This window comes from Arcobacter vandammei (assembly GCF_016106035.1).
Taxonomy (GTDB): Bacteria; Campylobacterota; Campylobacteria; order Campylobacterales; family Arcobacteraceae; genus Aliarcobacter; species Aliarcobacter vandammei.
In genome coordinates this window covers 56107-77942 of record NZ_JADKPZ010000012.1, presented here as the reverse complement: position 1 = coordinate 77942, position 21836 = coordinate 56107, and the positions used below count along the sequence as shown (strand labels likewise).

General features: G+C 27.7%; 26 protein-coding genes and 1 tRNA gene. 21 read left to right on the top strand and 6 right to left on the bottom strand.

Annotated elements, in window-relative coordinates:
- Nucleotides 1-49: 49 nt before the first annotated feature.
- From IQC44_RS08020 to IQC44_RS07975, 10 genes are read left to right on the top strand one after another with little or no spacing between them, the layout of a single operon-like run.
- Nucleotides 50-352: a hypothetical protein gene (locus tag IQC44_RS08020; protein ID WP_198305821.1), complete on the top strand. Its 303-nt coding sequence runs from the start codon at nt 50-52 to the stop codon at nt 350-352.
- A gap of 9 nt (nt 353-361) precedes the next feature.
- Nucleotides 362-1150 carry a YchF/TatD family DNA exonuclease gene (locus IQC44_RS08015; protein WP_198305840.1) on the top strand — a complete coding sequence of 263 codons (789 nt, stop codon included), beginning with the start codon at nt 362-364 and terminating at the stop codon, nt 1148-1150.
- A gap of 32 nt (nt 1151-1182) precedes the next feature.
- Nucleotides 1183-2397, top strand: coding sequence for a lytic transglycosylase domain-containing protein (locus tag IQC44_RS08010; protein ID WP_198305820.1), 1215 nt, complete (start codon nt 1183-1185; stop codon nt 2395-2397).
- The gene (locus IQC44_RS08005; RefSeq protein WP_228286299.1) at nt 2381-3295 is read left to right on the top strand and encodes a septal ring lytic transglycosylase RlpA family protein; all 915 of its coding nucleotides are present in this window, start codon (nt 2381-2383) and stop codon (nt 3293-3295) included. The genes IQC44_RS08010 and IQC44_RS08005 overlap by 17 nt, the downstream gene beginning before the upstream one ends.
- Nucleotides 3296-3304: 9 nt before the next feature.
- Entirely contained in the window at nt 3305-3877 is a 573-nt protein-coding gene (gene hisB / locus IQC44_RS08000; protein ID WP_198305819.1) for an imidazoleglycerol-phosphate dehydratase HisB, read from the top strand.
- Nucleotides 3874-4371 (top strand): KdsC family phosphatase, encoded by a 498-nt coding sequence (locus IQC44_RS07995; RefSeq protein WP_198305818.1) that lies wholly within the window; start codon nt 3874-3876, stop codon nt 4369-4371. The genes hisB and IQC44_RS07995 overlap by 4 nt, the downstream gene beginning before the upstream one ends.
- Complete coding sequence (gene lptC / locus IQC44_RS07990) at nt 4362-4904, top strand: LPS export ABC transporter periplasmic protein LptC (protein ID WP_198305817.1); 543 nt, start codon at nt 4362-4364, stop codon at nt 4902-4904. Before IQC44_RS07995 ends, lptC begins: the two co-directional genes overlap by 10 nt.
- The gene (gene lptA / locus IQC44_RS07985) at nt 4901-5383 is read left to right on the top strand and encodes a lipopolysaccharide transport periplasmic protein LptA (RefSeq protein WP_198305816.1); all 483 of its coding nucleotides are present in this window, start codon (nt 4901-4903) and stop codon (nt 5381-5383) included. The genes lptC and lptA overlap by 4 nt, the downstream gene beginning before the upstream one ends.
- A 3-nt stretch (nt 5384-5386) precedes the next feature.
- The gene (gene yihA / locus IQC44_RS07980) at nt 5387-5989 is read left to right on the top strand and encodes a ribosome biogenesis GTP-binding protein YihA/YsxC (RefSeq protein WP_198305815.1); all 603 of its coding nucleotides are present in this window, start codon (nt 5387-5389) and stop codon (nt 5987-5989) included.
- Entirely contained in the window at nt 5979-6440 is a 462-nt protein-coding gene (locus IQC44_RS07975) for an N-acetyltransferase (RefSeq protein ID WP_198305814.1), read from the top strand. The genes yihA and IQC44_RS07975 overlap by 11 nt, the downstream gene beginning before the upstream one ends.
- Nucleotides 6441-6468: 28 nt before the next feature.
- On the opposite strand, the gene IQC44_RS07970 is transcribed toward IQC44_RS07975, so the two are convergent.
- The 3 genes from IQC44_RS07970 to IQC44_RS07960 form a co-directional block, all read right to left on the bottom strand.
- Nucleotides 6469-6942 (bottom strand): acyl-CoA thioesterase, encoded by a 474-nt coding sequence (locus IQC44_RS07970; protein WP_198305813.1) that lies wholly within the window; start codon nt 6940-6942, stop codon nt 6469-6471.
- A gap of 128 nt (nt 6943-7070) precedes the next feature.
- Nucleotides 7071-7565: a type II toxin-antitoxin system antitoxin SocA domain-containing protein gene (locus tag IQC44_RS07965; RefSeq protein WP_198305812.1), complete on the bottom strand. Its 495-nt coding sequence runs from the start codon at nt 7563-7565 to the stop codon at nt 7071-7073.
- 9 nt (nt 7566-7574) lie between these two features.
- Nucleotides 7575-8003 carry a J domain-containing protein gene (locus IQC44_RS07960; protein ID WP_198305811.1) on the bottom strand — a complete coding sequence of 143 codons (429 nt, stop codon included), beginning with the start codon at nt 8001-8003 and terminating at the stop codon, nt 7575-7577.
- Between the two features lie 84 nt (nt 8004-8087).
- Here IQC44_RS07960 and IQC44_RS07955 point away from each other — a divergent pair, with 84 nt between their 5' ends.
- Together IQC44_RS07955 and IQC44_RS07950 are read left to right on the top strand one after the other, a co-directional pair.
- Nucleotides 8088-8354, top strand: coding sequence for a DnaJ domain-containing protein (locus IQC44_RS07955; protein ID WP_198305810.1), 267 nt, complete (start codon nt 8088-8090; stop codon nt 8352-8354).
- A gap of 8 nt (nt 8355-8362) precedes the next feature.
- On the top strand, nt 8363-9445 hold the full coding sequence (locus tag IQC44_RS07950; protein WP_198305809.1) for a glycoside hydrolase family 3 protein: 1083 nt from the start codon (nt 8363-8365) through the stop codon (nt 9443-9445).
- A 1-nt stretch (nt 9446) separates the two neighbouring features.
- On the opposite strand, the gene IQC44_RS07945 is transcribed toward IQC44_RS07950, so the two are convergent.
- Nucleotides 9447-9530 (bottom strand) — tRNA-Leu (locus IQC44_RS07945).
- 178 nt (nt 9531-9708) lie between these two features.
- Between IQC44_RS07945 and IQC44_RS07940 the strand changes: the two genes are divergently transcribed.
- From IQC44_RS07940 to IQC44_RS07910, 7 genes are read left to right on the top strand one after another with little or no spacing between them, the layout of a single operon-like run.
- A complete protein-coding gene (locus IQC44_RS07940) occupies nt 9709-11406 on the top strand; it encodes an acetolactate synthase large subunit (protein ID WP_198305808.1) in 1698 nt (565 codons plus the stop codon).
- Nucleotides 11406-11903: an acetolactate synthase small subunit gene (gene ilvN / locus IQC44_RS07935; protein WP_198305807.1), complete on the top strand. Its 498-nt coding sequence runs from the start codon at nt 11406-11408 to the stop codon at nt 11901-11903. The genes IQC44_RS07940 and ilvN overlap by 1 nt, the downstream gene beginning before the upstream one ends.
- 37 nt (nt 11904-11940) lie before the next feature.
- Nucleotides 11941-12888, top strand: a complete 948-nt coding sequence (gene lpxD / locus IQC44_RS07930; RefSeq protein WP_198305806.1) for a UDP-3-O-(3-hydroxymyristoyl)glucosamine N-acyltransferase — start codon at nt 11941-11943, stop codon at nt 12886-12888.
- A gap of 21 nt (nt 12889-12909) precedes the next feature.
- Entirely contained in the window at nt 12910-15177 is a 2268-nt protein-coding gene (locus tag IQC44_RS07925; protein ID WP_198305838.1) for a DNA translocase FtsK 4TM domain-containing protein, read from the top strand.
- A gap of 15 nt (nt 15178-15192) precedes the next feature.
- On the top strand, nt 15193-15489 hold the full coding sequence (locus tag IQC44_RS07920) for a hypothetical protein (RefSeq protein WP_198305805.1): 297 nt from the start codon (nt 15193-15195) through the stop codon (nt 15487-15489).
- Complete coding sequence (brnQ, locus tag IQC44_RS07915; RefSeq protein WP_198305804.1) at nt 15490-16785, top strand: branched-chain amino acid transport system II carrier protein; 1296 nt, start codon at nt 15490-15492, stop codon at nt 16783-16785.
- Nucleotides 16786-16829: 44 nt separating this feature from the next.
- Nucleotides 16830-17906 (top strand): DUF475 domain-containing protein, encoded by a 1077-nt coding sequence (locus IQC44_RS07910; RefSeq protein ID WP_198305803.1) that lies wholly within the window; start codon nt 16830-16832, stop codon nt 17904-17906.
- Nucleotides 17907-17916: 10 nt separating this feature from the next.
- Here the strand turns inward: IQC44_RS07910 and IQC44_RS07905 are convergent, their stop codons facing one another.
- Nucleotides 17917-18588, bottom strand: a complete 672-nt coding sequence (locus tag IQC44_RS07905; RefSeq protein ID WP_198305802.1) for a response regulator transcription factor — start codon at nt 18586-18588, stop codon at nt 17917-17919.
- Entirely contained in the window at nt 18585-19661 is a 1077-nt protein-coding gene (locus tag IQC44_RS07900; protein WP_198305801.1) for a PAS domain-containing sensor histidine kinase, read from the bottom strand. The genes IQC44_RS07905 and IQC44_RS07900 overlap by 4 nt, the downstream gene beginning before the upstream one ends.
- Nucleotides 19662-19748: 87 nt before the next feature.
- Here IQC44_RS07900 and hpf point away from each other — a divergent pair, with 87 nt between their 5' ends.
- Nucleotides 19749-20291 carry a ribosome hibernation-promoting factor, HPF/YfiA family gene (hpf, locus tag IQC44_RS07895; protein ID WP_198305800.1) on the top strand — a complete coding sequence of 181 codons (543 nt, stop codon included), beginning with the start codon at nt 19749-19751 and terminating at the stop codon, nt 20289-20291.
- Nucleotides 20292-20368: 77 nt separating this feature from the next.
- Nucleotides 20369-21832: a ribosome biogenesis GTPase Der gene (der, locus tag IQC44_RS07890; RefSeq protein ID WP_198305799.1), complete on the top strand. Its 1464-nt coding sequence runs from the start codon at nt 20369-20371 to the stop codon at nt 21830-21832.
- Nucleotides 21833-21836: the final 4 nt, after the last annotated feature.

Below are 21836 nucleotides of genomic sequence, written 5' to 3'. Positions count from 1 at the left end.
ATATTTAGATAAAATTATTTTTACTTAAAAATTAGGATGAGGATTATTTATGAAAATTGTTACTTTTTATGATATTGATAGCTCTTTATTTAATAAAGAGTTTGAAGTTGAAGCTTTTTCAAGCTCTTCAAGTGATGCTGATATTGTTATTTTAGGAATAGATTCTATTTTTGATTTTGAAGAGAATAAATCTAAAGTTTGTAAGGATAAATTCGCTTCAATTGCAGTTATTGATGATGAAGGTGATTATGATGCTTTTAAAAACTTTGGAATTGATGCTTGGATTAAATCAAAAGATATTTCACAAATCAACGGTATTGTGAATTTAGTAAATAAAAGATTATTATCATAAGGATTTAACATAATTATTGATACACATTGTCATTTAGACAACGAAGCATATTTTAGTGATATTGAAGGTGTAATTATAAATGCAAAAGAGGCTGGGGTTAAAGGTTTTTTAATTCCTGGAGCAGATTTTGATACATTAAATAGAGCAATTTCTCTTAGCGAAAAATATGATGAAGTTTTTTTTGCTGTTGGAACACATCCTTATGATATAGAAAAATATGATGAAGCTATTATAGAAAAATATGTAACGCATCCTAAGTGTATTGCAATAGGAGAGTGTGGACTTGATTATTACAGGCTTCCTGAAGACGAAGAAGAAAAAAAAGAGAATATAAAACAACAAAAAGAGGTTTTTATATCTCAAATATCTTTAGCTAAAAAATATAAAAAACCGCTTATTATTCATATTAGAGAAGCATCTCAAGATTCAAGAGAGATTTTGGAAAAAGAAAATGCAAAAGAAGTTGGTGGAGTTTTACACTGTTTTAATGCAAGTCCTCATCTTCTTCCTTTGGCAAATCATAATTTTTATTTTGGAATAGGTGGAGTTCTTACTTTTAAAAATGCAAAAAAACTAGTTGAGATTTTGCCAGAAATTCCAAAAGATAAACTTTTAATAGAAACAGATGCTCCATATTTAACTCCACATCCACATAGAGGTGTTAGAAATGAGCCTTATTATACTACTTTTGTAGCAGCTAAAATGTCAGAACTTTTGGGTATGAGCCAAGAGGAGATAGAATATTTAACAACTTCTAATGCAAAAAAAATATTTAAAGAGTTTGAAAATATTTCTTAGTTATAATAAATTAAATTATATAAGAGGCTCTTTTGAATAAATTTATACTAATAATACTCATTTTTTCTATACAACTTTTTGCAGATGAGATAAAACAAAAAGTTGTAAGAGAATTAGGAATAGAAAGTGCATATTTAAACACTTTATCTTTTAACTCAGTTTATAGAGAATATAGTTCAAATTCAAAAGTAAATTATTACAATAATATTTTAAGAACATCTGCTTTAAATATGGAAATTGTAAAAGAAGAGATAGAAAAAAGAAATTTGCCTGAAGCTATGTTTTTTATTCCACTTATAGAATCAGGTTATAAAAATCAGATAAATGGAGCAAAAAGCCCAAGTGGACTTTGGCAAATTATGCCACAAACTGCAAATAATTTAAAATTAAGAATAGATGAAAATATTGATGAGAGGTTGGATTTAATTAAATCAACAAATGCAGCAGCTACATATATAAAAAGATATTATAAAACTTTTAATAAATGGTATTTAGCTATTGCTGCATATAATAGTGGAGAAGGAAGAGTAATTAGTGGAGTTGCAAGAGCCAGTTTAGATAGATACTTAGAACTAAATCCAAATGAGCATTCAAATCCTACAATTAAAGTATATAAGCAATATATTGATAGCTATACAAAAACTAAAAAAGGTCTAAATAATTTATATATTATTTATGATAGATATAAAGATTATTTTGAATTCTCTTATTTGGTAAATAACAATCATAAAGATTACCTACCTAAACATACTGTAAATTATATTGCAAAAATTGTTACATTTACAATTTCAAAAGAGAAAAATATGTTTAGTGCAATAGATAAAAAATCAAAATATGATTTAGAATTAGTTAATCCACCTAAAGGAGTACAACTTAAGTCTATTGCAAATATGTTGGAATTAGACTTAAATGAGTTTAAGAATTTGAATAAACATATCAAAAAAGATACTTTACCAGCTAATATAAAATCATATAATATTTATATTCCTCATACTAAATTAGATGTTTATAATCAAAAAGTAGGTAATATAAAGCCAATTATTGAAAAAAATAACAATAAAGAGCAAGTTTCAACAAAAAAAGTTTCAATTAAGCCAGAGTCAAAAAATATTTATGTAGTAAAATCTGGAGATACTTTAGAAAATATTGCTAAAAAATATAAAACTTCTACAAAAAAACTTAAGTTTATTAGTAGAAAAAATAAAAAAGTGTTAAGTATAGGAGATAAAATTGAGATTATTAAATAGTGCTAATTTAGGAATTTTAGTAGGGGCTGTTAGCATTTTATTATTTACAGGCTGTTCTAGTAAAAATGTAGATAACGATTATCATAAATTTTATAAAAATACAAATAATGCAAATATAAATAACTCACCAGAGATGCATAGAGCAACAATGAGACCTTATAGTGTTTTTGGAATAAAGTATTATCCAGAAATAGCAAATATTGGTGATAAATTTGATGGAATTGCTTCATGGTATGGCCCAGATTTTCATTCAAAAAAGACTTCTAATGGTGAGATTTATAATATGTATGATATGACAGCAGCTCATAAAACTTTACCTATGAATACAGTTGTAAAAGTTGATAATCTTGAAAATGGGAAAAGTACAATTGTAAGAATAAACGATCGTGGACCATTTGTTTCAGGTAGAATTATAGATTTATCAAATAAAGCAGCTCATGCTATAAATATGGTAGGAAAAGGAACAGCAAAAGTAAGAGTTACTGTTTTAGGATTTAATGGTGAGTTACAAAATAATCAAGCACCAACTGTAGAAGTTGTACAAGCACCAAAAGAGGAGAAAATAGAGCAATTTGAGGCTATTGAGATACAAGAAGATAATATTGTTGTATCAACTCCTTCAAATAATAAAATAGGTCAAGTAGTAAATAATACTGCACCTAAAACAACAAATAAAAGCTATTCAAATTCAAGTATAGCTATACAAGTTGGTGCTTTTAGTAAGATTGAAGGTGCAAATAAAGTAAAAAGTGAATATGAGAGAAAATATCCATCAAAAACGGTTGTGTATGTAAATCAAAATGGTTTATATAAAGTTTTAATAAAAGGTTTTTCAAATGAACAAGAGGCACAAAGTTTTAAATCAAGCAATGGCTTAAGTGGAATTATAATTAGATAGGAATAAAAAATGGTAGAGATAAATAGAGATACAAAAGAGACACAAATAAAATGTAGTTTAACTTTGGATGGTTGTGGAAAATTTTCTATAAATACTGGAGTTGGTTTTTTTGACCATATGCTTGAAGCTTTAAGCAAACATAGCGGAATTGATATAAATTTAGAGTGTAAAGGTGATTTGCATATAGATGCTCACCATACAGTTGAAGATTGTGGAATTGTTTTAGGACAAGCACTTAAAAAAGCTATTTTTCCAATTTCTGCAGTTGAGAGATATGGAAATGCAACAGTTGTTATGGATGAAGCAGCAGTAACTTGTGCTTTAGATTTATCAAATAGACCTTTTTTGGTTTATGAGATAAATCTTAGCGGAAAAGTTGGTGATTTTGATGTTGAGTTAGTTGAAGAGTTTTTTCATGCTTTAAGTGGAAATGCTGGAATAACTTTACATTTAATCCAAGAAAGAGGAAGAAATAAACACCATATTTTAGAAGCTACTTTTAAGGCCTTTGCAGTTGCTTTAAGAAGAGCTTTAGTAAAAAATGAGAGATTAGGAATACCTAGTACAAAAGGTGTTTTATGATAGAACTACTTGTTTTTGATGTGGATGGTACACTTACAAATGGCGATATTATGTACTCAAGTAGCCTTGAAGAATTTAAAACTTTTAATGTAAATGACGGTTTTGCAATAGTTTTTTGGACAAAACATTTAGGAAAAAAAGCAGCAATTATAACAGGACGAGAGTCAAAAATAGTTGAATATAGAGCAAATGAGTTAAAAATAGAGTATCTGTACCAAAATGTAAAAGACAAATTAGCTGTTTTAGATGAGATTTTAAAAAAAGAGGGTTTAAATTACAACCAAGTTGCTGCAATTGGTGATGATTTAAATGATTTAAAAATGCTAAAAAAAGCTGGATTATCTTTTGCTCCACAAAATGCCCACGAGCTTGTAAAAAAGAGTGTAAATATAGTATGCGAAAAAGCTGGTGGAAGTGGAGCAGCAAGAGAGATGATAGAGTATATTTTGAAAGAAGATAGTCTTGAAGAGGAGTTTTTAAACTTATGGCTTTAAAGAGTTTTATTTTTACTATTCTTTTTTTAAGTATAGCTTTTTATTTTACTCCAATTGAAAATTTGGAACATAAAAAAATAAAAGAGGAGATACCTCAAGTAATTTTTGAAAACTCTACAATGTACACGATAAATGATATTGGAGTATCAAGAGTTGTTAATTCTTCAAATGTTTTGAGATATAAAACAAGAGATGAGATGTATTTAGCAGATATTACTATAAAAAATCAAGATAAAACAAAAGACTATTTATTTGAAAAGATAAAAGCAGATAAAATTGAAAAAAGATCTAACCTTTTTGATTTTATAGAAAATGTTGAATACTTAAGAGATGATTTTGTAAAAGTAAATACAGATTATCTAAAATATGATGAGATAAAAAAATTAGCTACAAATTCTCACCCATTTAAAGCTATTTATAAAACTCACAACTATGACGGAACAAATTTATATTTAGATGGAGTAAATAATTTTATAAAATCTAAAAATACACATTTTAAAATAGATCTTAAAGATACAAAGGAAAATAAATGAGATATTTAGCAACAACACTACTTCTTTCAACACTATTATTTGCTCAAAATGATATTTTAGAAATTGATTCGCTTGATTTTCAAGCAGATGATAAAAAAGGAATTTCTATTTTTACAGGTAATGTAAAAGTTAGAATGAATCAAGATAAATTAAATGCAAAAAAAGTTGAAGTGTATTTTGAAACTGATAAAAAAACAAATAATAAAACACCCCTAAAATATGAAGCTACTGGAGATGCTGATTTTGAAATTGTAACAGCTGATAAGCATTATGTTGGAAAGGGAGATAAGATAATTTATAATCCTAAAAAAGAGGAGTATAATATCATTGGCAATGGTTTTGTGCACGAAAAGAATGATGATAGAAAAGTTTATGGAGATAATATTTTTATCAATCAATTAAGTGGTGAAGCAAAAGTTAAAGGTAGTGAGAATAAACCTGTGAAGTTTATTATAAATGTTGAACGAGGCGAAAAATAATATATGAATTTAATAGATGCCAAATTTTTACAATCAGCACAAAGTTTAAATGATTCACCAGCACCATCAGTCGCAGAAGTTGCTTTTTTGGGAAGATCTAATGTTGGAAAATCATCAATCTTAAACTCTTTGACAAAACAAAAAGGTTTAGCTAAATCTTCTTCAACTCCAGGGAAAACTCAGCTAATTAACTATTTTGATATTAAGTTTAAAACAATTGACACTGAAAATCCTTATGTTTATGCTAGATTTGTTGATTTACCTGGTTTTGGGTATGCAAAAGTTGCTAAAACACTAAAAGCTTCTTGGAATAGAAACCTTACAGAGTATTTAGAACAAAGACCAAATTTGCAAGTTTTTGTTCATTTAATTGATTCAAGACATCCAGAGCTAGAAATAGATAAAAATGTTGATGAGTTTGTAAAGCATATTAAAAGAGGGGATCAAATCATAATTAATGCTTTTACAAAAATTGATAAACTAAATAGTAGTGAATTAAATAAGTTAAAAAGAGATTATCCAGATGGGATTTTTGTCTCAAACTTGAAAAAACAAGGTATTATAGATTTACAAAATAAAATTACGGAGCATCTGTTTGGAAATTGAATTTTATAAACCAACAGTTCTTGATATACCTGCAATGCAAGAACTAGTACGACCAGAAGTTGATAAAGGAATAATTCTTTTAAGAACACAAGATGAGATGGCAACAACTATTAGATCATATATTATTGTAAAAGTAGATGGAGAGATGGCTGGTTTTACAGCAACACATATCCACTCAAGTAGAATGGCAGAAGTAAGAAGTTTAATAGTAAATGAAAAATTTAGAGGTTTGGGACTTGGTAAAAAACTAGTACAAAAATGTGTAGAAGAAGCTAAATTTTATGGACTTAGTCAAGTTCTATCTTTGACTTATGAAAAGGAGTTTTTCCTATCTTGCGGATTTAGAGAGATTTCAAAAGAGGAAATTCCAGAGCAAAAAATTTGGGCTGATTGTATTCGCTGTAAACTTTTCCCAATTTGTAATGAAATTGCAATGGTAAAAGATATTTAAAGATAAAGGTTTTTACCCTTTATCTTACTTATTTGGCATGTCTTGAAGACATTCTAAACTCTCTTCTGTTTATTGCATCGTTGTATCTTCTTTTATCATCTTCTGTAATTAAATCTAGTTTTGGAACTGGTGTTGGTTTTCCATCTTCATCAACTGCAATCATGGTAAAATAGCAAACATTAGTATTTTTTATGCTATGGTCTTTTATATCTTCTGAAATAACTTTTATTCCAATTTCCATAGATGTTCTTCCTGTATAGTTTACAGATGCATGAAAAGTTACAAGAGAGCCTATTTTAATAGGGTCTTTAAATAAAACCATATCAACTGAAAGAGTAACAGCATAAGTTCCTGCATATCTAGCAGCACAGGCATAAGCTACATGGTCTAACATTTTTAAAATCTCTCCACCATGAACATGTTTTCCAGAAAAATTGGCTTTATCAGGAGTCATAAGCATAGTCATAGTTAGAGATTTTTCTCTTTTTATATTTTCATTCATAAAACATACCTTAAATAGTTAATTATTGAAATTATAGTCAAAAATAGAGTATATTTAAAAAAAAAGAGTTAGATTTAAAAGTAAACTTTAATAAGGTTTACAAAGGTAACAAAAAAAGAGATTATTTTTTAAAAAATAATCTCATCTGTCTGTTTATCTCTTATATTTTGAAGAGAAAAACATTCGTTTGAAAGATTTCTAACACTAGTATCTTTATATAAAGATACAATTTTATGTATAGTTGTCATCTCATCTTTTGTAAATAGGGATTCATCAAAATCTTCATCAAGCTTATGGAACTTCAACTCTTTGAAATTCTCTTTTTGAACTATATCTATTTCCAAAAAATCCATAAGTTCTTGAATAAAAAACACTCTATCATCTTCTTCATCTTCAAATTCAATTTCATCAATAATAATAGAAAAAAGTTCATCTAAAACTAAAGGTTTAACACCTCTTGGAGTTTTTACAAAAGTTTCATTAATAATTTTTTCTCCACAAAAAGCTATATGATTGTGTTCCATAAAAAATAGCATTAACTCAACTTTTTTATGATTTAGTGCTTTTACTTGTTTGTGTAGCATATATAAAATAATATTTGCTACTTTTGTCATATCTATCATTAAAAATCCTTATTCACCGTATGTTTGCATTAGAATATCTCTATATTCATTTAATTTCTTCATCTTCTCCTCATCTCCACCATTTAAATCAGGATGATGTATTTTAGCTAGTTCTTTATACCTTTTTTTTATATCATCTTTTGTAGGAGTTTGTGAAAATCCAAAAAACTCTTTTGCTTCATCAATTTTTGAACTTTGAGTATAAAAATTTCCTTGAAAACCACTATTATTGAAGCTTTGATTGAACTCTTTGAAGTCAAAATTTTGGTATTGATATTGAAATTTTGAGGCATTTTTTACTAAAGATTTTTTTACAAAATAGATTAAAATTGCAAAAAATAAAATGATACCACCAATTATCATTAAAAAAGTTCCAAAATTTGTAAAAATTAAGTATAAAATTAAAATTGTAATTGCTAAGTTTATAATTTGTCCCATAAATAAAGTGCCTTAAAAAAAATTGCATCTATTATACAAAAAAAGTATTAATAGAGTATAATCTACCATATAAAGGATTTTAAAATGAATTATGAAGATTTTATAAAAGCGGTTGAGTTTTTTGGAATTATATCAACCATGAATAAAAAAGATATAAAAAAGAGATACTTAAAGCTTTCAAAAAAATATCATCCAGATATGCAAAATGGAAGTAATGAAAAATTTATAGAACTAAAACAATCTTATGAAATTTTGCAGGAGTATATGGAAAATTATAATTTTTCATTTGAAGAAAATGAGTTTAAAAAGCAATTTCCTGCATTTACAAATTACAAAAACTGGGTTAAATAGGAGATAGTATGAGGATTTTATTTATATTTTTACTATTTTTTACTTCAGTTTTTGCAAATGAGTATTCAAAGCAAGAATTAGAAAAGATGATAGCTAAAATGGTTATTTTAGGGTTTCAAGGTACAAATATAGACCAAAATAGTCAAATATCAAAAGATATAAAAAAAGGTTTAGGTGGTGTAATCCTTTTTGATAAAGACCCAAATGATAAAACAAAAGCAAAAAATATTGAAAGTAAAGCTCAATTAAAAAAGTTAAATTCAGATTTGCAAAAACAAAGAGTTGAAAAACTTTTAATCTCAATTGATCAAGAAGGTGGAATTGTTCAAAGATTAAAAAGTGATATTGGCTTTGTTAATACTTTAAAAGCTAGTGAAGTTTCGAAAAATGGAGAAGATTTTGCAAAATTAAGTTATAGAAATTTGGCACGTGATTTAAAAAGTGTAGGAATAAACTTAGACTTTGCACCAGTTGTTGATTTGGCTATAAACAAACAAAATAAAGTAATAGTTACAAGAGGAAGAAGTTTTGGAGATGACCCAAAAACTGTAGAAAAATATGCAACTATTTTTATTGATGAGATGAAAAAAGAGAGTATTTTATCTACATTAAAACATTTTCCAGGACATGGCTCATCTTTGGCTGATTCTCATTTGGGTTTTGTAGATATTTCTAAAACTTGGAGTAAAAAAGAGTTAGAACCATATAAAAACTTAATTAAAAATAATAAAGCAGATATTATAATGTCAGCCCATGTTTTCAATGAAAACTTAGATAAAAACTATCCAGCAACACTATCATATAATGTAAATACAAAACTTTTAAGAGAGCAATTAGGATTTCAAGGTGTTTTAATAACAGATGATTTACAAATGAGTGCAATAAGTAAGCACTATACGATAAAAGAGACTTTAACTTTAGCTATAAATAGTGGGGTTAATTTATTGCTTTTTGCAAATCAACTAGCAAAACCAATAACTTTAGATGAGATAATTAAAATAGTTTATGATGAAGTTTTGAATAAAAATATAGATTTAGAAAAGATAATCGAGTCAAATAAAAAAATTGATAAGCTTTTGAAGAAAATATAAATGGTACCTCCAGCCAGAATCGAACTGGCACTCCAATGGAATGCGATTTTGAATCGCACGCGTCTACCAGTTCCGCCATGGAGGCACCTAGGAAAAGGTGCGAAATTATACAAAAATAATATAAAAAAGATATTAAAAAAATATAAATATCCTCAAAAATATTAAAATCTTCTTATAAAATTTTATATAGTTAATTTATTCAAAGGTAAATTAATAGAACTTTGAGTAAAATCTAAACTTATTTTTAAATATTGGAGAATAGCATGAAAATGACTGGCGCAAAAATGGTAATAGAATCATTACATCAAGAAGGGGTTGAAGTTGTATTTGGATACCCTGGAGGCGCTATTATGAACGTCTATGATGAGATTTACAAGCAAAATTATTTTGAACATATTTTAAACAGACATGAACAAGCTTGTGTAATAGCAGCCGAAGGATATGCAAGAAGTACTGGAAAAACAGGTGTTGCTATTGTAACATCAGGACCTGGGTTTACAAATGCAATAACAGGAATAGCAGATGCTTATATGGATTCAATTCCACTTGTTATTATTTCAGGACAAGTTCCTACAACAATTATTGGAACAGATGGTTTCCAAGAAATAGATGCAGTTGGAATTTCAAGACCATGTACAAAGCATAACTATTTAGTAAACAAAATAGAAGATTTACCAAGAATAATAAAAGAGGCATTTCACCTTGCAAGTACTGGAAGACCAGGACCTGTGCATGTTGATATTCCAAAAGATATAACAGCTCAAATAGCAGATTTTAATTATCCAGCTGAAGTTAATATGCCAACATATAAGCCAACAATTAACTACAATAAAAAGCAGTTAAAAAGAGCTTTAGAAGCTATTAGTGTTGCGAAAAAACCACTTTTATATATTGGTGGTGGAGCAATTTTATCAAATTGTGGATATGAAATAAGAGATTTAGCAAAAAAACTAAATATTCCAGCTGTTGAAACTTTAATGGCAAGAGGAGTTATGGGAGATAATAATCCACTTTTTTTTGGAATGTTGGGAATGCACGGAGAGTATGCAGCTAATATGGCAGCACATGAAACAGATTTATTAATCTCACTTGGAGCTAGATTTGATGATAGAGTTACTGGAAGATTAGATGAGTTTGCTAGTAAAGCAAAAGTAATTCATATAGATATTGACCCAACAAGTATAGCTAAACTTGTAGTTGCTGATTATCCAATTGTTGGAGATTTAAAACTTACAGTTAATGCAATGCTTGAAGCTTCAGATGAGTTTACAATGAATGATTTCTCAAATTGGATAGAGTTGCTTAAAGATTATAGAGAAAAAGAGCCTTTAAGATTTATTGATTCAAATGAGCTTATTAAACCTCAATGGGTAATTGAAAAAGTTGGAAAAACTTTAGGAGATAATGCAATTATTTCTACAGATGTTGGACAACACCAAATGTGGACTGCTCAATTTTTCCCTTTTTCACACCCAAGACAGTTTATAACTAGTGGTGGTTTAGGAACTATGGGATTTGGATTACCAGCAGCCCTAGGAGCTGCAAGAGCTTTTAAAGGTACAAATAGAGTTGTAGTAAACTTTACAGGAGATGGTTCTATTTTGATGAATATTCAAGAGCTTATGACTTGTAGTGAATATGAATTGCCTGTAATTAATATTATTTTAAATAACAACTATTTAGGAATGGTAAGACAATGGCAAACAATGTTTTATGAAAATAGATTGGCTGAAACAGATTTAACAAATCAACCAATATTTAAAACTCTTGCTGAATCTTTCCATTGTTTAGGATATACAGTTTCAACAAAAGACGAGTTTGAAAAAGCATTAAAAGATGCAGTTGAGCGAAAAAAACCAGCAATGATAGAAGTAATTGTTGCAAGAAATGAAGAGGTTTTACCAATGGTTCCAAATGGACACTCTTTAAATGAGATGACTTTATTAAAAGGAGATAGATAATGAGTAACTTTAATAACTACTATAATAGCGAAACTATAAGACAAGTTATCTCTGTTGTTGTGTTAAATGAACACAATGTTTTATCAAGAATTGTTGGGCTTTTTTCAGCAAGAGGATATAATATTGACTCTTTAACAGTTGCACCAATGGAAGATAGTCCATACTCAAGAATGACTATTGTAACAACTGGAGATAAAAGAGTAATTGATCAAATTGTTAAGCAATTAAATAAATTAATTCCAGTTTTAAAAGTAAATGAACATAGAAATGTAATTGAGAAAGATACAGTTTTAATGAAATTTTCTATTGATAATAATTTAGCTGATATTGATGTAATTGCACGTGCATATCATGGAAGTATTCAAAATGTTACAGATGAAGCTATTATAGTTTCAGCAACAGATTCAAGTGATAGAATTATAAATTTTATAAAAGTTATGGAAAAATTTAATCCGCTTGAAGTCGTAAGAAGTGGAATTGTTGCCATTGAAAGATAAGAGTTTTCTCTTATCTTTTTTTATTTAAGGAAAGAAAATGAAATTAAGTGAAATTGCAGATTTTGTAGAGCTAAAATGTAATAAAGATATTGAAATTAGTGGTTTAAACTCTTTGTTAGATGCAAATAGTAGTGAACTTACCTTTTTAGAAAATAAAAAGTATGTAAATGATTTAAAAGATACAAAAGCTGCAGCTGTATTAGTAAATTTAGAAAATAGTAAAGAAGTTCCAGAAAATACAATAGCTCTTATTTGTGAAGAGCCATATCTATATTTAGCAAAAATATCAAAATTATTTGCACCAAATGTTGTAGAGCTAGATGGTGAAAAGCCAATAGTTGGGGGTGGAACAAAAGTTATGCCAAATGTTTATATTGGAAAAAACTCTAAAATTGGAAGTGATTGTACTATTATGGCAGGAGCTTTTATTGGAGATAATGTAACTATTGGAAATAACACTATTATTTATCCAAATGTAACAATTTATAGAGATTGTAAAGTTGGAAATGATTGTATTATTCACGCTGGAACAGTTATTGGAAGTGATGGTTTTGGTTTTGCAAATAGAAAAGATGGAAAATATATAAAAATTTACCAAAACGGAAATGTAATTATTGGTTCAGATGTAGAAATAGGAGCAAATTGTACAATAGATAGAGCAGTTTTCAAATCTACAATTATTGAAGATGGAGTTAGAATTGATAATTTAGTTCATATTGCACATAATTGTAAAATTGGAAGAGGTTGTATTTTGGTAACTCAAGTTGGGCTTTCAGGTTCAACTACACTTCATCCTTATGTTGTTATGGGTGGACAAAGTGCAACTTCAGGGCATCTTGAAATAGCAGCTTTTTCTACAATAGCAGCAAGAGGTGGAGTTACAAAATCTATTCTTGAACCAAAAAAATCATGGGCAGGATTTCCTTTGTTTGAGCATAAACAGTGGCTTAGACTTCAAGGTAAAATCTCAAATTTGTTAAAATAATTTCATAAAAAAGGTCACACCATCGCAAAAAAAATTATTTCATTAATCGTATTATTTATATTATTATATTTTCAGTTTTCAGTTTTTGCAAACTCAAAAGAGATTGTAGGTGATGTAGGCTTTGCATTTGCTGGGTTCTCTTTAAAATATTTTTCATATTTAGCTTATATTTATCTATTTATTTTTATACATCCGCTTTATATGATTAATTTTAAAAAAAACATAGATAATAAAGATATTATTTTAAATGTATCTGTACTACTTTTGTTTTTCTTTATAGCTTTGATTTTTCAAGCTTTAATAGTAGAAAATCCTTATAATAGAGGAGAAATAGGAAATATTTTAGTAGATAGTTTAAGCCCTGTAATTGGGCATATTGGTTTGTACTTATTTGTTTTATTTGGTTTTGTAATAACTATTTTGATTTTATTTGAATTATCTGATTATGATATGGAAGATTTAAAAAAGTTTAAAAATAGAATAAAACTAAAAAATAATCAAATAGTAAATAAAATATCAAAAATCACAAAAGATACAACAGAAGTTTCAAATTATCCAAATACACAGAAGCAAATAACAAGAAAAGAGCCTTTAGAACCTGCACAAAAAACTGTGCAGCAAAGAATAAAAGAGCAACAAGAGAGTATTTTAAAAGCAAATATTGAAGAGTTAAAACAGAAAGAAGCTTTAGAAAATATATCAAATACAAGTTTTGAAGAGCAAGAAAATGATTTCTCAAAAAATGTTTTTGAAGATTATAAATTTGAAGAAGAGATTGTAGTAAGCCCTACAAATAGCATAATTGTAGAAGAGTTAGAAGAGAATGCAAAACTCTTAAGCCAGTTAGAGTTTGGTAAAATTGAAAAACCAAAAGATTTTATGCTACCACCTACAAGCTTCTTTCAAGAACCTCCAAAAGAGAATAAAACAAAGGTAAATGAGGCATTTATAGATAAAAAAATTGCTGATTTACTGGATAAATTATCTATGTTTAAAATAGATGGAGATGTTGTAAGAACTTATACAGGACCTGTTGTTACAACTTTTGAGTTTAAACCAGCTCCAAATGTAAAAGTTTCAAAGATTTTAAGTCTTCAAGATGATTTAGCAATGGCTTTAAAAGCCCAAACAATTAGAATTCAAGCTCCAATTCCAGGAAAAGATGTAGTAGGAATTGAAGTACCAAATGAAGATACACAAACAATTTATCTAAAAGAGATGTTAGATAGTGAACTTTTCCAAAATTCAGCTTCACCTCTTACTATGATTTTAGGAAAAGATATTGTTGGAAAACCTTTTGTAACAGATTTAAAAAAATTACCGCATTTATTAATAGCTGGAACAACAGGAAGTGGAAAATCAGTTGGAATAAACTCAATGATTTTATCTCTTTTATACAAAAATTCACCAGATAATTTAAGACTTGTGATGATTGACCCAAAAATGCTGGAATTTTCTATGTACAATGATATTCCACATCTTCTAACTCCTGTTATCACAAAAGCCGTTGATGCTATAAATGCTTTAGCAAATATGGTTGGTGAAATGGAGAGAAGATACTCTCTTATGGCAAAAACAAGAACAAAAAATATTGAAAACTATAATGAAAAGGCAAAAAAAGAGGGTTATGAAACTATGCCTTATATAGTTGTAGTTATTGATGAGTTAGCTGATTTAATGATGACAAGTGGAAAAGATGTAGAGTATTCAATAGCAAGACTTGCTCAAATGGCAAGAGCTAGTGGAATTCACCTAATAGTTGCAACTCAAAGACCATCGGTTGATGTTGTAACAGGATTAATTAAAGCAAATCTTCCAAGTCGTCTTTCATATAAAGTAGGGCAAAAAATAGATTCAAAAATCATACTTGATTCTATGGGTGCTGAATCACTTCTTGGTCGAGGAGATATGCTATTTACACCTCCTGGAACTCCTGGAATTGTAAGAATTCATGCTCCTTGGAGTACAGAAACTGAAATAGAACAAGTTGTTGAATTTTTAAAAGAGCAAAGAGAAGTAGAGTATGATATGAATTTTATCAAAGATAAAAATCTATCTTCAAGCTCTTCCTCTTTAAAAGGTTCTAGTCAAAATGATGATATAGAGATTGATGAACTTTATGAAGATGCAAAAGAAGTGATAATCACAGATAAAAAAACTTCTATTTCTTATCTTCAAAGAAGATTAAAAATTGGTTATAACCGAGCTGCAAGTATTATTGAACAGTTAGAGCAAACAGGAGTTCTAAGTGAAGTTGATGCAAGAGGAAATAGAGAAATTTTAATATAATTTAAGGTTTAATAGATGAAGATTTTAATTCCAATAGATAAAAAAGATAGATATTTATCAATAATATCTTCAATAGAAGAGAACAATGCTTGGGCATTAGTAAGCCTAGATGGGGCAAAAATTATAAATGTTGAGTTTTTTGATAGATATGAAGATATTTTTTGCTTAATAAATAAGTTAGTTGTTATAAATAATATGGAGTATATTTGGCCTTTTGTAGAGGAAAAAATAGATGTTTTTATAGCAGAAAAAGAGAAAAGTATTGATGAAATTGTTGAGGCAATATTATTGAATAGATTAAAAAGAATTTAAATGCAAACAAAAAATAACTTTACAAGAGATGCCATAATCTTAGGGTTTGCAATATTTTCAATGTATTTTGGAGCTGGAAATATTATTTTCCCACCATACTTAGGCTTAACAAGTGCTAGTGACTGGTATATTTCATTTTTCTCTTATTTTTTAGCTGATATTGGATTTGCTACAATTGCTATGTTTGCATTGCTTAAAGTTGGTGGAAATGTAGACGATTTAACAAATAAACTTGGGAAGCTCTCTGGTATTTTATTAATGTCAGCAATTGTATTGTGCATTGGTCCTTTAATTGCTCTTCCAAGAACTGGTGCTACAACTTATGAAATGCTTGTTGTACCTATATTTGGAGCTAGTTTTTCAAATTCTATTATTACTTCAATTGTATATTATAGTTTAATTATGTTTTTTACTTTTAGACCAACTACAATGATTGAAATTCTTGGAAAAATCTTGACTCCTTTGCTATTTTTTGGTTTAATGTTCTTGATTTTTAAAGGTTTTTTAACTCCAATTGGAGAGATAAAAATTAATGATTCAAATAGTAATCTATTTTTTGATGGTTTAATTTTAGGTTACCAAACACTAGATGTTTTAGCCGCTTTAGCTTTTGGAATTATTATTATAAAAATTGTAAAAGAGAAGGGTTATAGCGATAAAAAAACAAGTTTTAAATTAGTTGGTCTATCTTCAGTATTAGCAGCTTTTGGAATAATGTTTGTATATTTTGGATTATCATATTTGGGTGCAACATCTTCAAGTTTATTTGAAGCAAATATTCAAAAGGCTGAACTTTTAAATAAAATAATTTATCTTTTATTTGGAAATTATGGTAATTTATTTTTAGGAACAGTTGTATTCTTGGCTTGTTTTACAACAGGTGCAGCACTTGTTAGTGTTACTGCTGAATATTTCTCAAAGTTAAGTAAGAGAAAATTGTCATATAAATTTTTAGTTATTATTGTAACCTTATTTAGCATTTTTGTTACAAATATTGGATTAGAGCAAATTATCTCTTTTGCAGCTCCAATTTTAAGTATAGTTTATCCTGCAGCTATTATTTTAGTTATTTTAACCTTTTTTGATAAATATATAAAAAACGATAATGTCTATAAATTTGCAGCTTTTAGTGCTATGATTTTTTGTTTTTTAGAAGTAGTATCATCTACAACTAATATAAATATGGATTTTTTGAAGTTATTACCTTTTTCAAATGAGGGCTTAGCTTGGATTTTACCAGCATTTATTTCTGGTTTTATTGGTTTCTTTATGAAAGTAAAAGCTAAAAATCTATAATTTTTAGGTATAATCCGCAAAAATTATAGATTCAAGGAATTATTTTGAAACAAAAACCTCTCATATCTTATTTTTATGGTTTTTTCGCCGTTTGGGCAGTAGCTTCAGTATTACTTTTTTTGTATGGTGGCTTTTTTGCCCTTTATCAAGGGACTATTTTATCTGTTTTAGAACTAAGCCTTTCATTTGATAATGCTATTGTAAATGCTACAATTTTAGCAACCATGGCACTTGTTTGGAGAAGAAGGTTTCTTCTTTGGGGAATGATAATTGCTGTTTTTGGAGTACGATTTGTATTTCCAATCTTAATTGTATATTTTTCAACATCTATGGGATTTATTGATTCTTTTGAATTAGCTATTAAAAATCCTGAAGAATATGAAAAAATTATTCAGAGTTCTCACCATGTAATTATGTCTTTTGGTGGAATGTTTTTATTAATGTTATTTTTAAAATTCATTTTTGATGAAAATAAAGATACTCACTGGGTTAAATATATAGAATCTTTTGCTACAAAATTATCAAAAGTAGGGGATATAAAAGCTCTTTTTGTTATGTTTTTAATGCTTGCAATTACATATGTTGCTCCGAATGAAGTTGTTATGGGCGATAATATGGTTCAAGTAAATAAACTTGAAATTATAGTTCCTATGATTATTGGAGTTATTGCCTTTTACTTACTTGAACTTTTAAAAGGTGCAATAGAGTTTAAAAATGAAGAAAAAGAGCAAAATAGCGATATAAAAGTTACAGAATTAACAGGTGGATTTATCTCTTTTATGTATCTTGAGATGATTGATATGAGCTTTTCACTTGATGGTGTTTTAGGTGCTTTTGCTATTACACAAAATATCGTTATTATTATGTTGGGTCTTGGTATTGGTGCTATGGCTGTAAGAAGTCTTACTATTTATATGGTTGAAAGAGAAGTTGTTTCAAAATATATCTATCTTGAACATGGAGCTATGTGGTCTATAGGTCTTTTGGCTCTATCAATGATGGTTCAAATTTTCTATCATCTTCCAGCAATGCTTATTACAACTTTTGCAATAGTTCCTATTGCTTTAGCCTTTGTACACTCTATTTATAAAAACAGGGAGTTTATAATAGATCCAAATTAGAAGTAAAAGCTTAAGCTTCTACTTCTAAAACTGAAATCATATATCCTTGAGAAGATATATTTTCTATTAACTCTTTTGAAGTTTTTACTCTTAATCTCTTTATAAATGTTCTTACTCTTTCATCACTAATTTTCTCTTCAGTCCACAATAAATTTTTTATAGAATTAAGATTTACTAACTCATTTTTATTTAAAATAAGAAGGTTTATAAACTCTCGTTCCCTTTTTGTAAGGTTTATTAAAATATCATCTTTATATAAACTAATAGATTTTTTCATAAAAATAAAACCATCTTTTAAAATAAATCTCTTTTCCAAATCAATTTTATTTGATAACTCTTTTAAATATTCTATAAAATTTTCTATATCAAATGGTTTTATAAAATATTTGCTAACTCCAATATCAATAGCCTTTAAAAGCCTCTCTTGTTGGCTATATGCACTTAGAATTATTATTGGAATATTGCTTATTTCTCTTATTCTCTTACACATTTCTAAGCCATCAAGATTAGGCATAGTAATATCACTTATAATAATATCTGGTTTAAAACTATGAAATTTTTTGAGACCTTCTTCACCATCTTTTGCTATACCTACTTTGAAAAATAGCTCTTTAATTGAGATTTTTATTAATTGTGCCAGTTTATTTTCATCTTCTACAATCAAAATCTTTAGATTTTTCATAAATTGACTTTTGTAAATTTTATAGTAAATTTTAAGCCTTGCTCTATATTTTTATGCATAATTTCACCTCCAAAACTATTCTCAATAATAATTTTACAAATAAAAAGCCCAAGTCCTGTTCCACTACTTTTATGCTTTGTTGTAAAATATGGTTCATAAATTTTATCAAATAGCTCATTATTTAGCCCTTGAGCATTATCAAGATATTCAAGATAGATAAAATTATCTTTTGTATAAGTTCTAATTTTTAGCTCTTTTTTTTCTATATTTTTTGTAACAAAAGCATCTTTTGAATTGTTTATAAGGTTTAATAAAACTTGAGTAAGCTCATTTTTCACCCCAAAAATCTCTAAATTCTTCTCTATTTCAAATTTTATGGATATTTGCTCATCCTCTAAAACTCTAGTTAAAATTTTTAAAGCATCATTTATGCTTAAATTTAGTAAAAAAAACTCTTTTTCTTTTTGAGGAGTAAAGAAATTTGTGAAGTTTTCAATTGTATTTGACATTCCAAGTATCAAGTTTTTACTATTCTCATATAGTTTTTCAAACTCTTTTGTATCTTTTTTATTAAAAGTCTTTTTTAGATTAAAAAGATTTAAATTAAGTTCTGTTAAAGGTTGCCTCCATTGATGAGCAATATTTGCTAACATTTGCCCAAGACTAGCCATTCTTGATTGTAAAAAGATTATTTTTTGATTTTGTTCTAACTCTTTTTGAAGCATAACTTCATTTGTAATATCATATCTTATAGCAATAAACTCAAAAATATCTTCATTTTCATCTAAAATAGGGATAATTGTAGTATTTAAATAGATAGTTTTTCCACTTTTAGAAAGATTTTTAACTGTTGCTTTATGTACTCTTTTATTTAAAATTGTATTCCATAGCTCTTTGAAGTTTTCTTTTGGAGTATCTGGATGTCTGATTATATTGTGATTTTGACCTATTAGCTCATCGTTACTATACTCAAAAAGCTTTATAAACTCTTCATTTACAAAGGTAATATTACCTTTTATATCTGTTTTTGAAACTATATTTGAATTTTCTATTGCTTTTTGGTAATTATTCATATTTGAATTATATCAATTTTCTTTGAAGAGTTCTCATTTTATAATTTTTATGTTACAATGCCTTAATCACATTACAAGGAGTTGATTATGAATACAAGTATCGTAGGAAGACACATAAAATTAACAGATGCTATAAAAGATTATGTAAATAGTTCTATAAATGCATTTGAAAAATATAACTTAGATATTATCTCAGTGGCTTCAACAATTAGTGCCGATGAAAAACAAGGTAAAAATAGTTTTACATTTGAATTTACACTGAATATTGCAAATATTGATACTGTTGTTGTAAAACAAAAAGATAAAGATTTATATGCTGCTATTGATATAGCTGTAGATAGAGTATCTAAAGTTTTAAGAAGACATCATGATAAAATTTCTGCTCACAAAGCTACAAAATTAAGTGAAGTTGAGTTAAATGAGGTTGAAGATAAAATAGCTAAAGAGCTTGAAAAATTTGAGGATGAGATTATTCCACAAAGACTTGTTTCTTATAAACCAATTGATATTGAAGAGGCTTTAGAAGATTTGAAAAATTCAACTGCTCAATTTAAAGTTTTTTATGATAAAGATGATAATATGAGAGTTCTTTATAAAGCAAATGTAGCTGGAAAGTTTGGACTTTACTAGAAATGATAAAAAGATGCAAAAAGGTATTAGCTTTTGCTAATACCTTTTTTAATTTACAAAATAGGATTAAATAATATATGCAAAATAGTTTAAAAAAAGTTGCACTAATAGGGCAACCAAATGTTGGAAAATCGTCACTTTTTAATAGAATTGCAAACAAAAGAATAGCGATTGTTTCAGATCTTGCAGGAACAACAAGAGATATAAAAAAACATGAAATTGAGATTTTAGATAGGTCGGCACTTTTACTTGATACTGGTGGAATAGATGAGACAAATGATGAAATTTTTTCAAGTGTAAAGAAAAAGGCTATAAAAACTGCAAAAGAGGCTGATATAATACTTTTTATGGTAGATGGAAAAAATATTCCAGATGATAAGGATAAAGAACTATTTTATGAGCTTCAAAGGTTAGGAAAAGAGTTAGCTTTAGTCGTAAACAAGATTGATAATGATAAAGAGCTAGAGAGACTTTGGGAATTTTTTGAGTTTGGAATAAGTGATGAAAACCTTTTTGGAATATCAGTTTCTCACAATCGTGGTACAAAAGCACTTTATGAGTGGATTTATAAACAACTTCCAGAAAACCCAGAAACTCTTGCAAAATTAGAAGAAGAGAAGAGAAAAAAAGAGCTAGAAGATGAGTTTTTTGATGAAGAGTTTGACGAAGATGAGGATTTCTCTCTTGAGGGCTTAGAAAAAATTGAAGATGAAAAGATAGTTGATGATACTTCTATAAATGTTGCAATTATTGGAAGAGTAAATGTAGGAAAATCTTCTATTTTAAACTCACTAGTTGGAATGGAAAGATCAGTTGTTTCTAGTATAGCTGGAACTACAATTGACCCAGTTGATGAGAAATTTTCATATAAAGATAAAGATATAACTTTTGTTGATACAGCAGGGCTTAGAAGAAGAGGAAGCATAGAAGGAATTGAAAAATATGCTTTAATGAGAACTAAAGAGATGCTTGAAAAGGCAAATGTTGCTTTAGTTGTTCTTGATGCCTCAAGAGAATTAACAGATTTAGATGAAAAAATTGCAGGGCTTGTTGATGAATATGGTTTAGGAACAATTATTGTTTTAAATAAATGGGATGAAAATATGGATAGTTTCCAAAAAATTGAAGAAGAAGTTAGAAGAAGATTTAGATTTTTATCTTATGCTCCAATTATTGCAGTTTCAGCAAAAACAGGAAGAAGTATTGATAGATTAAAAGATAAAATTGTAGAGATTTTTGAAAACTATACTCAAAGAATTCCAACTTCACAATTAAATAAAGTAATTGAAGAAGCAGTTATTAGACACTCATTACCTAGTCCAAATGGAGCATATTTAAGAATTTATTACTCTACACAATTTAGCTCAAGACCTCCAAGAGTTGCTCTTGTTATGAATAAACCACAACTTTTACACTACTCATACAAAAGATATTTAATAAACTTTTTAAGAGAAAAATTTAATTTTGAAGGAACACCAATTCATATAATTGCTCGTGGTAAAAATGATAAAATTGGTGATGAAGAGTATTTAGAAAGATAGAGGA